This is a genomic window from Rhizobium sullae, from assembly GCF_900169785.1.
In the GTDB taxonomy this organism is placed as follows: domain Bacteria; phylum Pseudomonadota; class Alphaproteobacteria; order Rhizobiales; family Rhizobiaceae; genus Rhizobium; species Rhizobium sullae.
In genome coordinates this window covers 44,766-63,859 of the sequence record NZ_FWER01000001.1, presented here as the reverse complement: position 1 = coordinate 63,859, position 19,094 = coordinate 44,766, and the positions used below count along the sequence as shown (strand labels likewise).

17 protein-coding genes and 2 pseudogenes are annotated in these 19,094 nt (G+C 57.6%); 10 read left to right on the top strand and 9 right to left on the bottom strand.

Features of this window, described 5'->3' with window-relative positions; genetic code table 11:
• The first annotated feature begins 190 nt into the window (after positions 1-190).
• The 3 genes and pseudogenes from folE to BN1800_RS43580 all read left to right on the top strand — a co-directional run bounded on the left by folE (position 191) and on the right by BN1800_RS43580 (position 1,316).
• Positions 191-835 carry a GTP cyclohydrolase I FolE gene (gene folE, locus BN1800_RS00330; RefSeq protein ID WP_086993411.1) on the top strand — a complete coding sequence of 215 codons (645 nt, stop codon included), beginning with the start codon at positions 191-193 and terminating at the stop codon, positions 833-835.
• A pseudogene (locus BN1800_RS43585) lies at positions 832-1,068 on the top strand (phosphoribosyl-AMP cyclohydrolase); the annotation flags it as partial. The gene folE and the pseudogene BN1800_RS43585, both read left to right, overlap by 4 nt.
• A gap of 68 nt (positions 1,069-1,136) precedes the next feature.
• Entirely contained in the window at positions 1,137-1,316 is a 180-nt protein-coding gene (locus BN1800_RS43580) for a phosphoribosyl-AMP cyclohydrolase (protein WP_342210293.1), read from the top strand.
• Between the two features lie 77 nt (positions 1,317-1,393).
• Here BN1800_RS43580 and BN1800_RS00320 read toward each other — a convergent pair whose 3' ends face one another.
• The 8 genes from BN1800_RS00320 to BN1800_RS00285 all read right to left on the bottom strand — a co-directional run bounded on the left by BN1800_RS00320 (position 1,394) and on the right by BN1800_RS00285 (position 10,194).
• Positions 1,394-3,277 carry a GGDEF domain-containing protein gene (locus BN1800_RS00320; protein ID WP_086993408.1) on the bottom strand — a complete coding sequence of 628 codons (1,884 nt, stop codon included), beginning with the start codon at positions 3,275-3,277 and terminating at the stop codon, positions 1,394-1,396.
• A gap of 510 nt (positions 3,278-3,787) precedes the next feature.
• On the bottom strand, positions 3,788-4,582 hold the full coding sequence (locus BN1800_RS00315) for an ABC transporter permease (RefSeq protein WP_086993406.1): 795 nt from the start codon (positions 4,580-4,582) through the stop codon (positions 3,788-3,790).
• Positions 4,583-4,586: 4 nt separating this feature from the next.
• On the bottom strand, positions 4,587-5,468 hold the full coding sequence (locus tag BN1800_RS00310) for an ABC transporter permease (RefSeq protein WP_086993404.1): 882 nt from the start codon (positions 5,466-5,468) through the stop codon (positions 4,587-4,589).
• Positions 5,465-6,577 (bottom strand): ABC transporter ATP-binding protein, encoded by a 1,113-nt coding sequence (locus BN1800_RS00305; protein ID WP_086993402.1) that lies wholly within the window; start codon positions 6,575-6,577, stop codon positions 5,465-5,467. The genes BN1800_RS00310 and BN1800_RS00305 overlap by 4 nt, the downstream gene beginning before the upstream one ends.
• Before the next feature lie 30 nt (positions 6,578-6,607).
• The gene (locus BN1800_RS00300) at positions 6,608-7,648 is read right to left on the bottom strand and encodes an ABC transporter substrate-binding protein (protein ID WP_086993400.1); all 1,041 of its coding nucleotides are present in this window, start codon (positions 7,646-7,648) and stop codon (positions 6,608-6,610) included.
• Between the two features lie 36 nt (positions 7,649-7,684).
• Positions 7,685-8,356, bottom strand: a complete 672-nt coding sequence (locus BN1800_RS00295) for an RraA family protein (protein ID WP_086993398.1) — start codon at positions 8,354-8,356, stop codon at positions 7,685-7,687.
• An 11-nt stretch (positions 8,357-8,367) separates the two neighbouring features.
• Positions 8,368-9,171 carry a carbon-nitrogen hydrolase family protein gene (locus BN1800_RS00290; protein ID WP_086993862.1) on the bottom strand — a complete coding sequence of 268 codons (804 nt, stop codon included), beginning with the start codon at positions 9,169-9,171 and terminating at the stop codon, positions 8,368-8,370.
• 132 nt (positions 9,172-9,303) lie between these two features.
• Complete coding sequence (locus BN1800_RS00285) at positions 9,304-10,194, bottom strand: LysR family transcriptional regulator (protein ID WP_086993396.1); 891 nt, start codon at positions 10,192-10,194, stop codon at positions 9,304-9,306.
• 125 nt (positions 10,195-10,319) lie between these two features.
• Here BN1800_RS00285 and BN1800_RS41960 point away from each other — a divergent pair, with 125 nt between their 5' ends.
• Positions 10,320-11,144, top strand: a complete 825-nt coding sequence (locus tag BN1800_RS41960) for a thiaminase II/PqqC family protein (protein WP_210191265.1) — start codon at positions 10,320-10,322, stop codon at positions 11,142-11,144.
• Here the strand turns inward: BN1800_RS41960 and BN1800_RS43790 are convergent.
• A complete protein-coding gene (locus BN1800_RS43790; protein ID WP_425298946.1) occupies positions 11,072-11,587 on the bottom strand; it encodes a lasso peptide biosynthesis B2 protein in 516 nt (171 codons plus the stop codon). The genes BN1800_RS41960 and BN1800_RS43790 overlap by 73 nt on opposite strands.
• A 308-nt stretch (positions 11,588-11,895) precedes the next feature.
• On the opposite strand from BN1800_RS43790, the pseudogene BN1800_RS00270 reads away from it, so the two are divergent.
• The 6 genes and pseudogenes from BN1800_RS00270 to BN1800_RS00245 form a co-directional block, all read left to right on the top strand.
• A pseudogene (locus BN1800_RS00270) lies at positions 11,896-12,176 on the top strand (DUF3363 domain-containing protein); the annotation flags it as partial.
• Positions 12,177-12,812: 636 nt separating this feature from the next.
• A complete protein-coding gene (locus tag BN1800_RS00265; RefSeq protein ID WP_179213725.1) occupies positions 12,813-13,958 on the top strand; it encodes a radical SAM/SPASM domain-containing protein in 1,146 nt (381 codons plus the stop codon).
• Positions 13,959-14,047: 89 nt separating this feature from the next.
• Complete coding sequence (locus BN1800_RS00260) at positions 14,048-14,290, top strand: DynW-associated RiPP peptide (RefSeq protein ID WP_086993390.1); 243 nt, start codon at positions 14,048-14,050, stop codon at positions 14,288-14,290.
• Positions 14,291-14,491: 201 nt separating this feature from the next.
• Entirely contained in the window at positions 14,492-16,894 is a 2,403-nt protein-coding gene (locus tag BN1800_RS00255) for an ABC transporter permease (protein WP_086993389.1), read from the top strand.
• A 9-nt stretch (positions 16,895-16,903) separates the two neighbouring features.
• Positions 16,904-18,217 carry an efflux RND transporter periplasmic adaptor subunit gene (locus BN1800_RS00250; RefSeq protein ID WP_086993387.1) on the top strand — a complete coding sequence of 438 codons (1,314 nt, stop codon included), beginning with the start codon at positions 16,904-16,906 and terminating at the stop codon, positions 18,215-18,217.
• A gap of 11 nt (positions 18,218-18,228) precedes the next feature.
• Positions 18,229-18,891, top strand: coding sequence for an ABC transporter ATP-binding protein (locus BN1800_RS00245; protein WP_086993385.1), 663 nt, complete (start codon positions 18,229-18,231; stop codon positions 18,889-18,891).
• Positions 18,892-19,094 lie beyond the last annotated feature (203 nt).

Below are 19,094 nucleotides of genomic sequence, written 5' to 3'. Positions count from 1 at the left end.
ATCGTCTCCGTGATGCTACTACGGGCCTTGACTCATCCGCTCTCTCCTCAAGCATGTTGGGATTGCTACGAAGCGCTGGGGTGAAGCGTGGGCCATGGATTTCTCCATCATTTCATGGCGAGCGAGATAGTCTCTTGAACGATACGTTATAACGTATGCATGCATTCGCAACGAGCTGACTGGAGAAATCATGAGTGACGTTTTGTTGAGTGAGCCCGTCGCGGGCTTGGGGCAATCTCATGCGCCACGAAAGCGCCCGACGCGCGAGGCCGCCGAGGCCGCGGTTCGGACGTTGATCGAATGGGCGGGCGATGATCCGGACCGCGAAGGCTTGGTCGGAACGCCGGATCGCGTGGTGCGGGCCTATGAGGAGTTTTTCGAAGGGTATCGCATCGATCCGGTGGATCTGCTTGGCCGAACCTTCGAGGAGACGCAGAACTATGGAGACATGGTCGTGCTGCGCGACGTTCGCTTAGAATCGCACTGCGAGCACCACATTGTTCCGATCATCGGCAGGGCCCATGTCGCCTATCTCCCTTCGGGTCGCGTGGTCGGGATCAGCAAACTCGCCCGGCTGGTCGAGGTCTACGGCAAGCGGCTGCAAATTCAGGAGACGCTGACGGCGCAGATCGCCGACGCCATCGATCAGGTGCTCAAGCCGAAGGGTGTCGCTGTGATGATCGAAGCGGCACACATGTGCATGACGACACGTGGGATCCGAAAGCCCGGTGTCACCATGGTCACACGCCGCCTGATAGGCGCCTTCGAGACGGATACCGAGCTTCGGCGCGACTTCCTCGGTTCGATTTCGGGATCGCGGGAGGCATTCGGATGAGTAGGATTGATCGTGGCGGTGATCGGCCGAAGCAGTTTGCGCCGCGGTTGACGATCGAAGGAGTCGAGGAGGGCTTACTTCTTGCGCCGAAGTTCAACGCTGAAGGTTTGATCCCGGTCGTGACGACCGGTGCCTCATCGGGCGAGGTCCTTATGATGGGCGTGATGAACGCGGATGCATTGCTGCAGACGATCGAGACGGGCGAAGCGCACTATTGGAGTCGTAGCCGGCAGTGCTTGTGGCACAAGGGGGCGAAGAGCGGGCTTGTTCAGAAAGTCATGCAGATACGCATTGGATCTGGTTGCGGGTCGAGATCGCGGGCATCGCGAGCTGCCATGTGGGCTACCGGTCGTGCTTCTATCGCTCGATCCCCGTTGGACCTCTCGGCGAGACCCCGATTATTCTCACCTTGGAGGAGAAGGCAAAGGTCTTCGATCCGGTCGCCGTCTACGGGCACGCACCGAACCCGACGCAGTTGTGACGAGTCCCACGCATCGCGCACCTCATGTACGGAACTCGCGTTATGAAGCGGATTGCACCGCAGGTTCCGTGCTTTAGCTATTTGGGTGAACGTCGTTCCAGTGCCAGATTATCGCGTATCGTAGACATTATGGCCGGCGCTGAGAGCGTGTTTCGCGCGAAGCGAACACGATTGCGACCGTCTGATTTCGCGCGGTAGAGGGCAGTATCTGCGAGCTCGATCAACTCCGACCACGCGCGTTCGCCACGTCGGCCGGACGCGACGCCGAAGCTCGCTGTCACGCGGAAGGGTGTTCCATCGGGTGTCGTGAACGTCTCTCGTTGCATAGCGAGGCGGATCTTTCTTGCAATCGAAATGGCGCCGGAGAGATCATTGCTGGAGACGAGAACCGCGAATTCTTCGCCGCCGAAGCGGGCGATCAGATCGCCGGCCCGCAGTTGGGACCGCAAGAGTTCCGCGGTTTGGATGAGCACGCGATCGCCCGTGACATGTCCATAGGTGTCGTTCACCTTTTTGAAATGGTCGATGTCCATGAGGATAAGGCACATGCTCTCGTTCGTGCGTTCTCCAATAGGCGATGATTGGGCAAAGCGGTCGAGCATCCGCCGGTTGAGGAGCGCCGTCAGTCCGTCAGTTTCCGCCTGGACTTTCAATTCCCTGGTGAGGGAGGCGCGCTCTTGCAGCTTGCCCTGAAGGACTTCGATCGCCTGGAAAAGGTCGCGAATCTCACCGGCCTGCGTCGGGCTAGTCGCTGTGGCAATGGGGCGATCTTCTGCCAGTCGAAGGACGTCGTCATGCGCTTGCATGAGCGGACGAAACACATGTGTTCGCACGGAGAGGATGATACCAATGAGCGTCGCAAGAACGATCGCCGTCACCAGCACCACTATCGCGAGGCCGATGAGGGCGTTTGTTCTTGCGTCGGCAAACTTTTCGACGACGGCGTCGAGGAACTCGCTTCGATATGTTTCGATCGGCCGCATTGTTGGGACGAAGCGTTGAGTGAATTCTGTCGCGGTTAGGGTGTAGCGCGACTCGCGCCGGCCCTCGTCGATAACCTGGTCGACCAGATCAAGACCGCCGCGGAAGAAGAGCCGTTCAATTTCGTCGCGGCTCTTTATCAGTGACGGCGTATTGTAGAGGGCGTTCTGGCTATTGATCAGTTGCCAGAGTTCGAGGAGCCTTCCTTGGCTGCGGCGGCTCTCGATCACATTCTGCAGCGGCAATCTCTGCCCTGTCGTAAGTGGGGCGATGATCTGAGAGGCGACTCTGCCGCCGTATTCGCGGAGATCGCTGAGCATCTGCCCCAGAAGGGCAGGTGCCGAGAGCCCTGTGTCGTGCTGGACGAGTTCGTCGGCATTCCAGGCGATCACCGCCCGGAATAGCTCTGATGCCTCGAACATGCTCTCGATCGCGTCCTGGATTTCGGCCGTTTTCAGCGCAGCTCTCGGGATTGCCGCGATTCTGTCAACCTTGCTTCGTGCAAGGGTGAGTTGGTAGCGGATCCGTTGCAGCATGTCCGGTGGGACGGTGTGGTTGTGCAGTCCGAGGGGAACGTCTGACACATCGGCGAGCTGCGCTAAGGCGGCATCAATACGCTGCCTGAATTCTACCAATCGCTTCATCCCCGCACTATCGAGAGACGGTTCCTCGGACATGACGATGTTGGCGGGACCGCGCTCGGCGGACAGGAAGTTTGCCGTATCGAGGACGAGCCGATATTGCCGGATGTCATGGAGGTTCTGTCGCGAAAGGGTGAAGTCGCGATAGGTTGGCGCAACGATCGAGAAAGCGAGAATCGTTGTGCAAATAATGGCCAGGAAGACGCGGATTAACAGTTTGCGATCAAAGCTACGCTGGAAGAATCCTTGAGTGAACCGAGCCTGGGTGCGGCCAGCCGAGTGCTTATCAATAATAGAGCTGTCTAACTTGAATTTAAGTGGAATGAAGCTCTTCAGCATGTGAATGAACTGACCAGCACGTTAGCGTTTTCGATTGATGCTACGACATCGCTAAGCGGCATGTCTCGACAAACTCCATAGCGTACTTGGCCTTCATTTTGGTGAAAGCATTTGGTTAGAAATTTATTGAATGCAGGCCAGGCCCGGGATTGCGCGGCGACAGAGGTAGGTTTGTCGCGGCAGGAACTGCGGTCGAAGGGCGAGCGATCTGCAGGCACGCTTGGCGGCCAGGCGAATGCTCTTGCGAACGGAGTTCGCGGCCGCTTGCGCTCGCCGCGGCAGGCGAAAGCCTTGGCGAGGTCTCGATCATATGACCTGCTGTGGAAGAGTGAGAGTGGTTGCCGAGCCTGGTGGAACGTATGATACGGCGATCTGGATGCCGCACCGGCTAGCTTTCCGATCCCTTATATCCTGATCCAGTTTTGGGTTCGGCTCCCGTTGGCGCTCACGCCCAGCCAAGTCGCTAAGGGCTCCGCCCTCGCGGCGGGCAAGTCACGCGTGAGAAATCCACTACTTCACGAAGGCCTTCGTCAGACCCATTGTCCGGTCCACGATAATAACCACTGCCAGCGTCATCAGGATCAACAGAACTGAGACACTTGCCACTAACGGATCCGCCTGACTCTCGACATGATGGAATAGCTCAACGGGCAGCGTGGTCATTCTCGGTCCTGTCAGAAACAGCGTGATGACCACTTCATCAAATGAAACGAGGAAACAGAGCGCAGTAGCCGCAACGATACCCGGTGCCATCATCGGCAGGGTGACCTTCCCGAAAACGGCTAGGGGCTTGGCTCCTAGCGACGAAGCCGCCTCTTCACACGCAAGGTTAAGGTTGCCGAGAGAGACGGAGAGCACCCGCAACGCATAGGGAAGTGTGATCACCAGATGGCCAATAACAAGACCTGTGAATGTCGCCAGCAGACCCATCGATGCAAAAATAATCAGTATGGCCAACCCGAGAACGATTGTCGGCAACAGCAATGGGGCGGTGAAAAGGTTGAACAGGAATTCCGACCCTGTGACCTTTAACCGGACGATCGCATAAGACGCGGGAATCGCGATAATCAACGACAAAACGGTAACAACCGTTGCAAGCCCGAGACTTGTCAGAAACGCCGACATCATAACGTTGTTTCCGAGCAGGGCCTCATACCATCGCAGCGACCACGAGCTCGGCGGAAAGGCGAGGATCTGATCGCCGCTGAAAGAGATCGGAAACACGAGCAGGACCGGCGCCAGAAGAAACAGGAACAGGATGGTAACGGCTATACGCATAAACCAGGAGGTGGGATTTTCTTCCATACCGTTACCCTTCGATTACATGCAGGATGCGCGAGTAGACAGCCAATGCAGCACCGAAAATGACGAGCACCAGCATCGACAACGTCGCAGCCAGCGGCCAGTTCAATGTTACGATTGCCTGATCGTAGATTTCCGTCGCAAGCAAGAATACCCGTCCGCCGCCCATCAGCTTCGGCGTAATGAAGGAAGAGATGGCGAGGACAAAGCAAAGAAGGCAGCCAAGGGCGATACCTGGTAGAGTGAGAGGCAGGATCACACGCCAGAACGTCCTGAATGGTGGCGCACCGAGAGTTCGTGCTGCCTCCTCTACCTTGGGGTCGAGCCGCCCAAATCCAGCCATCAACGACAAGATCATGTAGGGCATCAGGATCTCGGTCAGTCCAATGACGACGCCGGTGGTGTTGAACATCATACGCGGCGGCTCAAACCCCATCGACGCAATCACATTGGCAACCGGCCCCTGTTCGGCCAGTAGGGCGATCCAGCCATAGGTCCGCACGACCGCTGAGGTGAGGAGCGGTGAGATGACGAGAACCGTCAAGAATGTCCGCCACGCACCGGACGCGCGATGAAGATATAGGGCGATGGGATAGCTCACCAACAGGGTCGCGAGGGTAATCCCCAAACTGACCACGATCGAGTTCGTGATCAGCTCGATATAGAAACTATCCTCAAGCAATCCCGTCCAGTTGGCTGCAGTGAACGCCTCTGCAATCCCGCCGCCAGGCAGAGCTTCGTTAAAGGACATTCTTGCCAGATTGAGAACCGGAAGAATAAATCCGATGGCGTTGACCAGAGCGATTGGCAACAGCAAGGTAATAGCGATGCCGGCAGCGCTGGATGATTTCTGGTCGCTGAGAGGTATATCAAGAGTTGCCGTCGTCATTGATCCGCTCCGAAGACGAGCGTGTCCTCGACGCTCCAGCAGAGAACGGCTTTGTCACCCTGGCGACGGCTGATTTGAGTTTTTTTGGTCGATTCTTCGACGATAAACTCGGAACCGTCGACATCAAAATGATACTGGATGACGTCGCCGACAAAAGTAATACGCGAAAGCATAGCGGCCGTTCGGTTTGCCGTTTCATCTTGTTCCGGTGACGTTGCGTTCCAATCGATATGAAGGCGGTGTGGGCGCACCATCACCACAACGTCGTCCTGCGCCGCCGGTTTTGTCGACCGAATGGCCGTTGAACCAATTCGTATAGAACCGTCTGCCGTGCGCTTGCCTTTGACGCGGTTCGTGCGACCGACAAAGGAGGCCACGAACGGCGTCGCCGGCCGCTCGTAGATCTCATGCGGCGTGCCGACCTGTTCAATCAGTCCGCCTTTCATGACCACGATACGATCACACATGCTCAAGGCTTCCACCTGATCATGCGTCACAAAAACTGTTGTGATGCCCAGCTGCTGCTGTATGTCCCGGATCTGAGTGCGCATTTCATCGCGCAGTTTTGCGTCGAGATTCGAGAGTGGTTCATCGAGCAGCAGAATGGACGGTTCGATAACAAGCGCGCGAGCCAAGGCAACGCGTTGCTGTTGACCACCGGACAGCTCGCGTGGTTTTCGCTCGGCAAGATGGCCAAGCTGGACCATGGCCAGCGCCTTGGCCACCTTGTTGGCAATATCGGAACGCGACAGGCCGCGCATTTCGAGACCAAAAGCGACATTCTTCGCCACGGTCATATGCGGAAACAGGGCATAGCTTTGAAAGACAAGCCCCATGTCCCTGCCATGAGGTGCGATTTGGGTAATGTCGCGTCCCTCGACAGCGATCTTTCCGGCAGAGGGAGAAATCAATCCCGCAATCATACGCAGAGTTGTCGTTTTGCCGCATCCAGAAGGGCCAAGCAGAGCGATCAGCTCGCCCTTGCGGACCTCGAGATTCAGATTTGAGATAACTTCGACAGGACCATATTTCTTCTTGATACCTTCCAGCCTGAGATACGGATCGCCAATCGTTTCAACGTCATCGCGTTTGATGGTCTGATGCATCATGGTAGCCTCCAAATTTTCACGGCTTGAAGTTTAGCGGCTGAGCGGAATGATGCGACGACGCCATTGCTCGGTGATGCCATCACGGACTTTCGCCACTGCCAGCCAGTCAATATCGATCATCTTGTCCATATCGTCTGCGGCGGTGCGCTTCAAAGCATCTGGTGCGATGACAGTTTTGGAATTCGTTGGAGCATAGAACATTTCGCCGGTGAAAGCCGCCTGGGCTTCAGGGCTGAGTGCGTAATCTATGAATTTCTTCGCCGCATCGCTCGCCGGAGCATTCTTCACTAGATTGATCGTATTGATCTGGAAACCGCTGCCTTCTTGCGGCAGGGCAACGCCCAGTTTGCCACCAGAGGTTCCGGAGTAGATCTGAGCGCGCGCATTCCAGCCGATACCCAAGGCGGCCTGTCCATTGGCGATTGGAGCATAGACATCCGGCTTCGGATCCCAGGTCTGCACGCCCGGAGCGAGTTCACCAATCTTGGCGATGCCTGCCGAAACGTCGGTCTTGTAATCTCCGCCGCCGGCAAGCTTGTTTGAAATGATCGTAAATGTTGTTCCTTGAATATCCGGAGCAGCCTGTATGATCACCTTCCCTTCATACTGCTTGTCCCAAAGGGCGTTCCATGAGGTCGGGGCTGTCTTCACCTGGTCAGTGTTGTAGATGATCACCAGATTGTCGAAGGTAACGCCGACGCCTGCAACACCTTCGGCGTGAGCGTTCGGATAAAGATCCTTGACGTTTGCAGACACACTTTCATCGACCTTGTCGAACAGGCCCTCATCCGTGCCCGCCTTCGCCACGCTCACATCAAGTATCGCCACATCTACTTGCGGACTGCTCTTTTGCGCACGCAAGGTCCCGAGCATCTGCGCCGAGTTCGGCATCCCATAGAACTGCACGATGATATCAGGATATTTTTTCATGAACGGCTCGATGACGGCCTTCGTATAGTGTTCTTGAAAGATCCCGCTATAGGCCGTCAGCGTTACGGTCTCCGCCGATGCGCTGGTGACCGCGGCGATCGTAAGCGCTGAAACAGCAATTGAAAGTCTTGCAAACATCATCTCGTTCCCTGTTTTTTATGAGTTGAATGTTATCGATCAGGCGACTTGGCGCTTCTGGCCCTCCACGATTTTCGTTGCCCCCGAAATGTCGGGAAGGAATTCACCTTTACGCAAGCGTTCGAGCAATACGATTTCGTTTTCCTGCATGCCGAGCGCTTTCTCAGCGGCAGCCTGGGCTTGGGATGGTGCCAGGACAACGACGCCACTTTCATCGGCGATGATAGCATCACCTGGGTTGATGACTTGACCGCCGACCGTGACCGAGACGTTGATCGCCCCTTCCAGACCCAGAATTTTGGTTGTTATCGGTGACGGTCCGCGGCACCACATTGGCATTTGCACCTTGCGTATCTCGGAGAAATCCGTCGCGGGACCATCGATTACCGCGCCGACAACGCCGGCCAGCTTCATGGCGTGCGTCACAACGCCGCCCCAGCAGGCATGGCGATCATCGCCACACCGTTCGATTGCAACGAAATCGCCAGGACGGACAATCTTGGTCAAGTAATGCAGGATAGTCGAATCCGCATGCGGAATGCGAATAGTGACAGCAGTTCCAGCGACACGTTTTTCCGGCAGAACAGCTCGAATTTCCCGATCGACGAAACCCGAATGCAGGAAATGTCCAATCGTGGCTGTCTCGACCTGTTCCATGAGCTTGATCAAATCAGCATCGATCTGACGCGGCATTTCGTTGACTTCAAACATGGGCTGACCTCTCAAAGGACATGGTGACGGGCAACGGGAACATCGCCGCGTACTTTTGTGACATAGCCGAGATCCAGTTTGGAACTGGTGGTTCCGACGCCATCTGAGCACTGCGCTACTATATGCCCCCATGGGTCGATGACCATGGAATGACCCCAGCACCATTTGCGTCCCTCGGCGTGGGAAAGTGTCTGCCCCACCGCAAGAAAATAGGTCTGCGTTTCGATGGCGCGGGCGCGGGCAAGCACTTCCCAATGGTCCTTGCCGGTCATCAGCGTGAACGCTGCAGGAAGAACGATGACTTCGGCACCCTCGTCGCGCAGTTTGCGGAACAATTCGGGGAAGCGCACATCATAGCAAATAGCGCAACCGACTTTTGTGCTGCCAACTTGATATGTGACGACCTCATCGCCGCGGCTGATCGTATCTGACTCGCGGTAGACCGTGCCGCCTGGCGTATCCACATCGAACAAGTGAATCTTGCGGTATTTCGCCAGTTCCTTGCCGTCAGGGCCAAAGACGATCGTCGTGTTGTAATATTTGTTGCCATCCTGTTCGACGATGCTGCCAGCATGAATCGTAACACTATGCTTTGCGGCCAGTCCCGACATCAGCCGGTAGCCGTCGCCATCCGGAAACGTCTCGGCATTGGCGTAGATATTGTCCCGGCCCTCGCCAAGGAAGGCATAGTATTCGGGCAACACGACGAGATCAGGGGCATCATTCTCAACGGCTTCGTTGATCAAACGTGCCGCGATTTCCAGATTTGCGGCCTTGCTGTCTTGCGAGTTCATTTGCACCAGGCTGACTTTCACGCTCATACCTCCATTGCGGTGAAGGGATCGTGCGCAAAATATCGTGGTGAGACAAACTCGAAATAATTGAGCAGTCCTATAGAATTTTCTTATGCATTCGTGGCTGGCTGTTGCATTCGATCGAAATGACTCTCAGGCATCCGCCATGCAGAGTGATACTTCAGCTGCCATCTGGGCAATGATCGACGGCAGAAGACTGTCCGGGTGATCGGCATAGACCGCATGGAAGGTAAGCGGATGAAATGCCGGTGCAACGTCAAGAATCTCCAATGCACCTGCGTCAATATATTCGCCCAGGATGACGCGCGGCAGAGGCGCGACACCAAGACCATCTTTGGCAAGGCGCATGATGGTGGCAAGCGAGTTGGAATTCGAGATCGCCGGCACCTCAAGCCCTGCTTCGCGAAACTGCTGCAACAGCCCATGATGAGGAACGCTTCCTTTTGAAAAGGCCAGCAATGGGTAGCTTGCAAGGTCCGCAAGTGTCAGTTTTTTGCCTGCCAAGCCGTATTTCGGGCTTGCCACCCAGACGCAGCCATACGTCCCAAGATTGATGTTGACCAATCCATGATCAAGCGCTGGGCCCATGATCAACGCTAGGTCGATTTTCCGTTCAATGATTTCCCGCGCCATGTTGAGGCTCGTGTCGACATTGAGATCGATGGCGATCCCCGGATAGCGCTCCTGCACCCGCTCGACAAGGCGTGGCAGAAACGAGTGAACAATGGAGTCGATCGTGCCGATACTGACTGAACCTTTTAGGCTGGTCGGATCGGCTATCGTCTCGCGAAATTCTCCAACCGCCTTCACGATCTCTTCCGCTTTGGAGACCGCTTGCTGCCCGACCGGTGTAAGTTTGACAGTGCGCATATCGCGATCAAACAGCTGAACACCAAGCTCGCGCTCGAGTGTAGCGATGCGGTTGGAAATCGAAGCCTGAGTTGTATTCAATTTCTCCGCAGCGGCACTAAAACTGCCGAGGCGGACGATCCAGAGGAACGTTTCGACGAAGCGCAGGTTCATATTGCTCGATCCTTTCCGGAGGCATCTTCCTGCAAATGACGCGTGATGCCAATGCCCGCGCTCTTCGACTGCGAACAGGCTCAAAGGACGGGTGCGGTTCCACGTCGTGCAGCGCCTAGCCTTTCGTGCGCCGGCTCGGCGCGGGAACGCTGCCCGCGGCGACCTTCCGCGCCTATCTGGTGCTGGACCGCCAGTTCCTCAGGCAGCTCGCCGGCGCCTATGCCCTCGCCGCCTACAAGAGCCGCACCGTTGCCGACATCCGCGCGGCGCAGCTGGCCCTTGCCGCCATCCTCGACGCGACCGAACTCCATGTGCGGTTACACGGGCGAGGGGGCCCGTCGCCGCAGGATATTGAGGCCGCGCCCGAGCACCAGGCGACCATCGCCTATACCTGTTTCGTGCTGGACTGCGGGGCGGCCGCCGATCTGCTCGACCTGCATGTCGCTCTCGCCCCTTGCGCCGTCGGATATGCTGAACTTGGCCGTGCCCTGGCACCGCACGGCGTCTGGGTCCTCGATGGGCACCTCTATCGCGTTTGGATCGATGAATACGCCGGCGAGGACGATCAGGGCATCGCGGCCGCGGCCCGCTGCCATCTGGACGACCTTTCCGCCCAGACCATGCCTGAGCAGCATTTCGGCGAACTCGCCAACCTATCAACTTCTTCTCGCGTATTTGTATACCCACCCTGGTCAAGCACGGGATCGGCTGAGCCTTTGCCCCCGACCATGTCATTGCATACCCCCCATGTGAGCCGGACCTTACTAGCCCTCGCTGCAGTTTGGCGACGGTCAGTTTCAGGTCGCATTGGGAATGATCTGGCACAAGCAACGGCCTTGCGGGGCGGCTGCAAAATGGCTTTGCAAGCGCCTTGCCACTACGAAAATCGACGCCAGGACGAGATGAGCGCCTGGGTCGCTCCGATTGAAAACGCTCCAATTTGCGGATGATGCCTCAGCCGTCGCTTGGCCGGAGCATCCTTGGTCTTTGATCCAATGCATGTGCCAGCAGCGGTCCCTCCCAAAGCCTGATGTCGATCGCTTTCGCTGTTCGTTTGCAGAACCGGGAGGTAGCTTAAGACGAGTGCATCGTCGTCATTCGCTACCACTCCATTTATTTCGAGCCAGGTGCGAGTCGCGAAGGGGGCTTCTTTCACGCCAATCACAAGATTTGCGCTACATCCCTCTTCGGCGAAGAAGAATAGACAAGCCAAAGAGTCCAGAACGCAACTTAGAGGGAATAGGCGGAGGGCTTTCAAGCGGTTGTATGCCACAATCAAGCAGGCAATATCATCAAGCGACGTTTCTGGTGCATTTGCCATCCGACTCGCACGGTCTTTCGCAAGCTTTACTATGGTCCTTGTCGACCTAAAGCAATATAGCCTCGCACGCATCGTGGCACCCTGAAAGCGCGGAAAGAGCAGAACATCTTCTGAGAATTCAGATGTATGCGTGAAACGAAGATCAACGTTCAAACCTGCGACAGTATTTACATTGTTCCGGCGCATGTGACCGGGAAAATGGTGCATCTCTGACACCTTGAGGCCGTCCTTTTTCACCCGTTGAGCGCGCTTTCTCTACGCTTCTGGTGCTGCGTTCAAGTTAGGAAGTATCTGCAGAATAGATAGATCGCGGCCGATTGAGCGCTTGCGGCTAAGCTGGATCCTCGTTCAGCCAAATTTGCGCATGTGCGGGCAATTTTGCTGGGTTACGCGAGCGCGAGGTCGCCCGCGCCGGGTACGGAGTTGGCGGCTAGCAAGCCCCATGCCGTTTCGGGGACCGCAGAGGGTGAAACCGTAAGCGGCAAGTTCACCGGCACGGTCCAGCTATCGAGCGGCAAGTTCGCCATCGTCGAGAAAGGCCATGAGTTCACCCTTGTCCCTGGCGTCCTGTCATTGACCGCCAGTTCTGCCGCGACGTCACGGGCGCAGTGCAGTGCAAGGAGGATCGGTGTCGTGGCAGCTTGGGAGACAACGTGACTGACACTGGAGTGACCACGCGCCGGTCAACGCTTCCACGTGATGCTCAGTGCAATGCGTGTCGCTGCAAGGTGCATACCTTGAGGTGATCGTTTGAGCCCGCCCTCCGCTCCGAAGGGCAGCCATGATCTGCCATGGCGCTCAAGTTCCTCCGGCCGACATCAGTGCTCGCCAGCGGGTGATCCTTCGCGCACACGATTTTTGAGTGGAACCCTGCGTCCCCGATCGGTTGACCAGATCGAGACCAAGATCCTCCTCAAGATTTGACTTCCATTTGATCCATGCAAACGGCGCACCTATCTGCATTCCAGATAGTGTCTAACTTGATGCGCTCCAAGTTGCAGATAGGATATGCACAGTCAATATGTCTCGGAGGGTAAGCGCTGTGCGCCTGGACTCGCAGCTTCAGAAAGGGGCAAGCGACGCAAGCCCGGCCAATGGTGTCGAGCCTACCGGCCTCACTATCACCAGCCGCGATGATGTCGTGGCGCTGCGCGCGGGCCTGAAGAGCTTCATGGACACGCTGAACGATGACGAGAAATCGATCTTCGGAAGCCTGCTCTTCGCCGATCCAAAGCCTACGCTTCACCAGCGCTTGAGCCTGCCCGAGGAAGCGGTTCTGAACAGGCGCGAGCGCGCCATGCTCCGCCAGATCGAACAAATCCCGGTGGATAAGACGCCAGCGCAGTCGTCGAGCATGATCATCGTCATGAAGGCGACCCGGCTGTGCAACCTGCGCTGCACCTATTGCCACGCCTGGCGAGAGGGGCCGGGCCATGTGATGTCGTTCGCCGTCCTGGCCCGCACGATACGGGACGCGCTGCAGGCGCCCGGCGCGCGGCATATTGAGTTCGTCTGGCATGGTGGGGAAGCCACCCTTCTGGGCGTCAAGTTCTATCGCAAGGCCCTGTGGCTTCAACAGCGATATACGTCCAAGGGTGTCAGTTTCTCGAATGCGATCCAGACCAATGCCGTGGACATCTCGGATGACATGCTGAAGTTCCTTCGGGACTACAGCATTTCTATCGGTGTGAGCATTGACGGTCCTCCCGCTATCAATGATACGCGCCGGGTCGATGTGAACGGGGCCGGCACCTCACAGCGTATACTTGCTACGCTGCGACAGCTCCGGCAGAACGGCATCAAGCATGGCTTGCTTGCCGTGATCGATTCCGAGGTCGCCGCCATGCCGCCGCGAGAGCTCCTGGACTACTTTGTCCTGACCGGCGCCAGATCCCTCGACATCCTAAATGCCCTGCCGGAGAACGACGAATCTTGCAATGTTATCGGCACCTATATCCCCTGGCCTGAATACGTGAAATTCATGTGCCGCCTCTATGAAGTCTGGCGGGATGAGTATCAGGACAGGCTTGAGATACGCACCTTCATCTCACTGTTGAACAAAGTCGCCAACAGGGAACATGGTCTGTGCATTTTCGCCGGTGATTGCCAGGGCAAATATCTGACGATCGAAAGCAATGGCAATATTGCCGCTTGCGACAAATATGTCGGCGATGACAACTATCTTTACGGCAACATCTTCAAAGGCAGTTTGAACCGGTCGTTGGCGGGATCGCAAAATCTCAAGCGAGCGAAGGCCGAACTGGACGGCTACAAGACAGGATCCTCGCAATGCCAATGGTACTCGGTCTGCACGGGCGGTTGTCCGCACGATCGTAAAACCTCGCGCAGGCTCCTGAACGACACGTCCGGCTGCTGCGGGCTTGGGCCGCTGCTGTCCCTCATGGAAAAGGACACTGCGCGCGGCACCATTTGCCTGCCTTAGCTCATTTGAATCGCGGAGCCGCCGGATTCTGGGCGTCCGACGACACGTTCCGCGATCTATGGAACCCCGCCCAGAAAAGGAGAGACAGCATGGACGCTGCACTTCTTGACGCGCGCCAGGATATGGCGAAGCGCGTTCGCGACCACAGCAAGAGCCTTTCGCCTCGTCAGCAGGAGCTGGTCTCGCGGATGCTTCAAACCGCGCTGGACCGCCTGCCCATCGAGCCGACGAAGCTCGAGCCCGATATGGTCGATGCGCAGTTCGATGAAGCCTTCCGTGACGGCACCGCGCCGACAATGTGGATCTTCAACATCTGGAAATACCAAATCTGATCCCGCCGACGGGCGGCCAAATTCATAGGCATCTTCACGTGAACCACGCGATTCAGCTCTCCTCGGGCGCGGCCAACCCGAGGAGAGTTTCTGTTTGACAGAAAGAAATTGCTGAATAATACTATCTTATGAACGTTTGCCGAGGTGAGTTCAGCCCGCGCCCAGGGACTCTTCGGCGCAGCATGAGACTGCGAGGTTGGGATGCAGCATCGATTCCGGGAATTCTTCGGCATAAGGACGGCAAAGGATTTCGTCCCGATCATCGTCAATTTCATTGGCACGACGGTTGCGTTTGTGGCCGTCGGACTGTGCATCCTGATTGTCAGGACCGATCTCTCTTACGACAGTTGGGTTCGCAACAGCGGCCAAGCGTATCGGCTCTTCGTAACGATCTCGCCGCCCGGCGCGGGAAAGATATCTCTGCCCGCCATCAGCCCCCGGCTGGCCGATTCGCTGAAGGGTTTGCCGGGCGTTGAAGCGGTCACCCGCCTTTCGCGAGAGAACATGGTCATCTCGCGAAACGGGGAAAGGTTTTCCGAAACCGTGCAGGTCGTAGACGAGAATTTCCTGGAGGCGTTCGGTCTGGAGTTGCGCGCGGGGAGCCTCGCACACGCACTTCAGGCACCGGGTAACGCTGTGCTTTCGCAGCAGGCTGCGCAGAAATACTTCGGCACGGCCAACCCGATCGGCCAGACGCTTGAGCTTGACACGGGCGACAGCCTCCAGGTGACAGGCGTGTTGCGATCGGTGCCAGAGAACACCCATCTCAATCTCAATCTGCTTGTTAGCAGTGCATCGCCTTTCACCATTCTGAACCGGCAGTTCCAATCCGCAGGCCCTGGCGAGAGCATCGCGTACACCTATTTCTGGCTGGATGACGGCATCGCGGCGAAAGAGGTAGCGGTGCAGCTCTCCAATCTGCTTGTGACGACGCCTATCATGCCGCCAGAACAGGCGTCCGTGGTGAATCCGGTCCTTGGGATGATGCCCGTCACGGAGATCCACCTGAACAATTTCCCGTCTGGCGAGCTGAAGCCGGGGGGAAGCCGGACGATGATCGGCGTTCTGGTTGCCATCGCTACGATGATTGTTGTCATCGTCTGCATCAACTTCTCGGTGCTGATGATTTCGAGGGCCGAGGCTCGGACACTCGAATACGGCGTTCGCCGGTCGTTCGGAGCAACGCGGCTTCAGATCATGCTCGGGAACCTGCGTGAGGGCGCGGCCATAACAGTTGCGTCGATGACGCTTGCAGCCTCGCTCATTCTGGCTGCCCATCCGATAATCTCGGCCGTGCTGGGCGTCACAATTCTGGTGACCGCGCCGGATCTCCTGTTCCTCCTTGCACCGCCTGTCATCGTGGCCCTGGGCGCCACCGCCGCCACGATGCTGCCAGCGGGTGCGGTCGCGCGCATGCCGCCGGTCGTCGCCCTCAAACAGGAGATGCCAAAGCGGAAGGCGGCCTGGGAGTCGATTCCTATCGTCGTGCAGTTCGGTCTTTCGACGGTAATCGTGGTTCTCTCTTTCATTGTCGCGGGGCAGACGACTTTCGCTGTCCGCAAGAGCCTTCAAGCGATCGGAACCGGCGTGTACATCATCGAGAGCGGCACCGCGGCGTTGTCGCCTTCCGTGCTTGCGACATTCCGGGATGAGGCGTCCAGAATACCAGGGGTACGGGCCGCATCCGTCTCGCAGATCGTTCCGACAAACTTCACGACTTCGATGGTCGGCCTGATGAACCAGGAGTTGGGCCAGGCAGCGCCGAGCGGTTTCCCGTCCAACGCGGTCGATTCGGCGTTCTTCGACACCTATGGCCTCGCCCCTGTTGCCGGCAGGCTCTTCCCCGATACCGATGCCGCGCAGGCAGGAGGACAGGTCACAGTTCTCAGCGAAGCGGCGCTTCCCGTTCTGGGCTTCCGCGACGCTCGATCCGCGATCGGCACGTCGATCGCCATGATTGGACCCCAAGGGCCGGTTCCGTTCGAGGTCCTGGGCGTGGTGCCCGATATCACCATGAAATCCGTCGATCTGCCGCCCGAGCCCATTGTCTACTTCCCGGTGGCCGAGCGCGGCCGGTTCGTATCGATTGCGATCGACAATCCAAGGGACCCGGCGGTGATCGACCAGATCAATTCAGTCTGGCTGGAAGTGACCAACGAGAGGGCAATGAATGGGCGCTTTCTCGACGACAGGCTTGCTGACCTCTATCGGCCCCTTGAGCAGTCCAGACGCGTTCTCGTCGCACTTAGCATCGTCGCGATCGTCACGTCATGCCTCGGCATCTATGCGCTCACCTCTCTTCTGTCTGTACGGCAGCGCCGGGAGATCGGTATTCGGCGGGCGTTGGGCGCCACGCGCGGCAATGTCACAACCTATGTCTCAATGCGGTTCTTCATGCCGATCCTTGCTGGGGTTCTGCTCGGTCTTCCCGCATCGGCTTTCATCGCGGTGTACTGGCTCAGTGGTTACAGCCACCGCATCGCCCTGAGCCCTTATCCGTTTCTGGCGACCGCCGTCGGCATGGTGGCAGTCGGAATGCTGGCTGTCTTGCAGCACACGATCCAGTTGGCTCGAACCGAGCCGGCAGCGGTTCTACGGACATAAGGCCGCGCGATGCGTCATTCATTCTCGCACGATCAGTTTTTGGAAGGCGATCCGAGCAAGGTTGTCCTGCTCGCGACTGATCGTCCCATCAGCCGACGGCGGGTGTGGCCCTATGCGCTCGCGACGGGGATCGCACTCCTGGCTGCCGCGCTAGTGGCGCTCTACATCATATCCGCCCGAACCGCTTTCACGCTCTCAGTCCCGACCGAGGGCCTGACGATCGCGACCGCCACGAAAGGCGCATTTACTGAGTTCATCCCACTGAGGGGCCGTATCCTTCCGCAGGAAACGGTCTTTCTGGACATGGTACAGGATGGCCGGGTTGAAGAGATCTTCCATCGGGCCGGAGATCATGTTGCGGCGGGAGCGCCCCTGGTCAGGATCTCCAATCCCAACCTGGAACTGTCGATCGCTACGCAGGAATCCAGCGCCATCGATCATCTCAACAGTCAGATGGCGCTCCGGCTGAATGTTTCGCAGACGATGACCGGCGCGGAAGCGGCCCTCGAAGAGGCGCGGTATCGCGTCGAGCAGCTACAGCGTCAGCACACCATGCAGTCGCGGCTCGTGGTGCGCGGGGTTGGTCCTGCGGCCGAGGAACAGCGCCTCAATGAGGATCTGGCCTACTGGAAGTCGATCTTTGAGATACGGCGCCGCACCCTAGATCGAGTAAATTCTCAGGCCGAAAGCATCGAACGTTCGGTCAGTGAGACCTCCAGCCGGCTTCAGGAAACCATCGCCGCCGCCCGGTCTCAGCTCGATGCGCTCGTGATACGGGCGCCGATCACTGGCTATCTCACCCATCTCGACGTGAGCCTTGGCCGGCATCTCGCGACAGGGCAATCGATCGGGCAGATCGACGACAACGAGGGCTTCAAGGTTGAGGCCATGCTTGACGAATTCTACCTCGGCCGAGTCCGTGTTGGGCAGCACGCTTCCGGTACTGTAGATGGCGTGGCCGTCACGCTTTCCGTGGCGAGCATTTCGCCCCGGATCACCGATGGAAAATTCAAGATTGAGGCGGAGTTTGACCCATCGGTTCCGATGTCGAACGTCACTAGGGGGCAGGCGATCACCGGCCGGCTTGATCTGGCGCAGCGGGAAACCGACGTCCTGACGATTCCTCTCGGGGCCTTCTGGGAAACGACAGGGGGCAACTGGATCTTCGTCGTCAACGGCTCGACCGCCGAGCGCAGGAATATTCAGGTCGGTCGTCGGACGGTCGAAAGCGTCGAAATCGTCGGCGGTCTGAAGGAAGGCGATCGCGTCATCACCTCAAGCTACCAAGGCTTTGGGGACTACCAAAGCCTCTCTATCAACTAGGAACCACCAACATGATCAAGCTGAGAAAAGTCGGAAAAACCTACCGCACCGAAGATCTCGAAACACGGGCGCTGGCCGATATTAATCTCGATGTCGGAAGGGGCGAATTTCTCTCTATCATGGGACCCTCCGGCTCGGGAAAGTCAACCTTGCTAAGCATTATGGGATTGTTGGACGCGCCAAGCGAGGGGATCATGCAGTTCGCCGACATCGACATCAGTGACGGCAACGATCGCTTGCTGACCGATCTACGCCGAAAGCATATTGGCTTCGTTTTCCAGGCATTCAACCTCATCCCCCATCTCAGCGTCGAGCGGAATGTGGAGTTGGGATTGAAATATCGCGGTATCGCCAGGGCCGAACGCCGTGATCGCAGTATGAGCGTCCTGAAAGCGGTAGGGCTCGACGCCCGCGCCCGCCACTATCCGGCGCAGCTCTCGGGCGGCCAGCAGCAACGGGCAGCGATCGCGAGGGCTCTCGTTGGCGATCCCGCCATCGTTCTAGCTGACGAGCCCACCGGGAACCTCGACAGCGGAAATGGCGAGCAGGTCCTGGACATGCTGGAGAATATCGCCGCGACCGGAAAAACGGTCATCATGGTAACCCATGACGATCGACAGGCCAGCCGGGCATATCGGATGGTCTCGATGAAAGACGGTCGCATCCTTCACTGATCGCTTCGTCCCAGAGATCGCAGACGATCTCGACCGTAGGGGACCGTGCGCCGCCGATTGGACAGGGAAAGATACCATAGCGGCACTCTGGGAAGACGCGCATTCGGCACCAGTCTCACGCAAGGTTATCTGTTTGCCAACAATAAATTGCTGACCTACAACAAGCAAATGAGCACCTGAAGGACTTGTCATGAGCGCCTTGA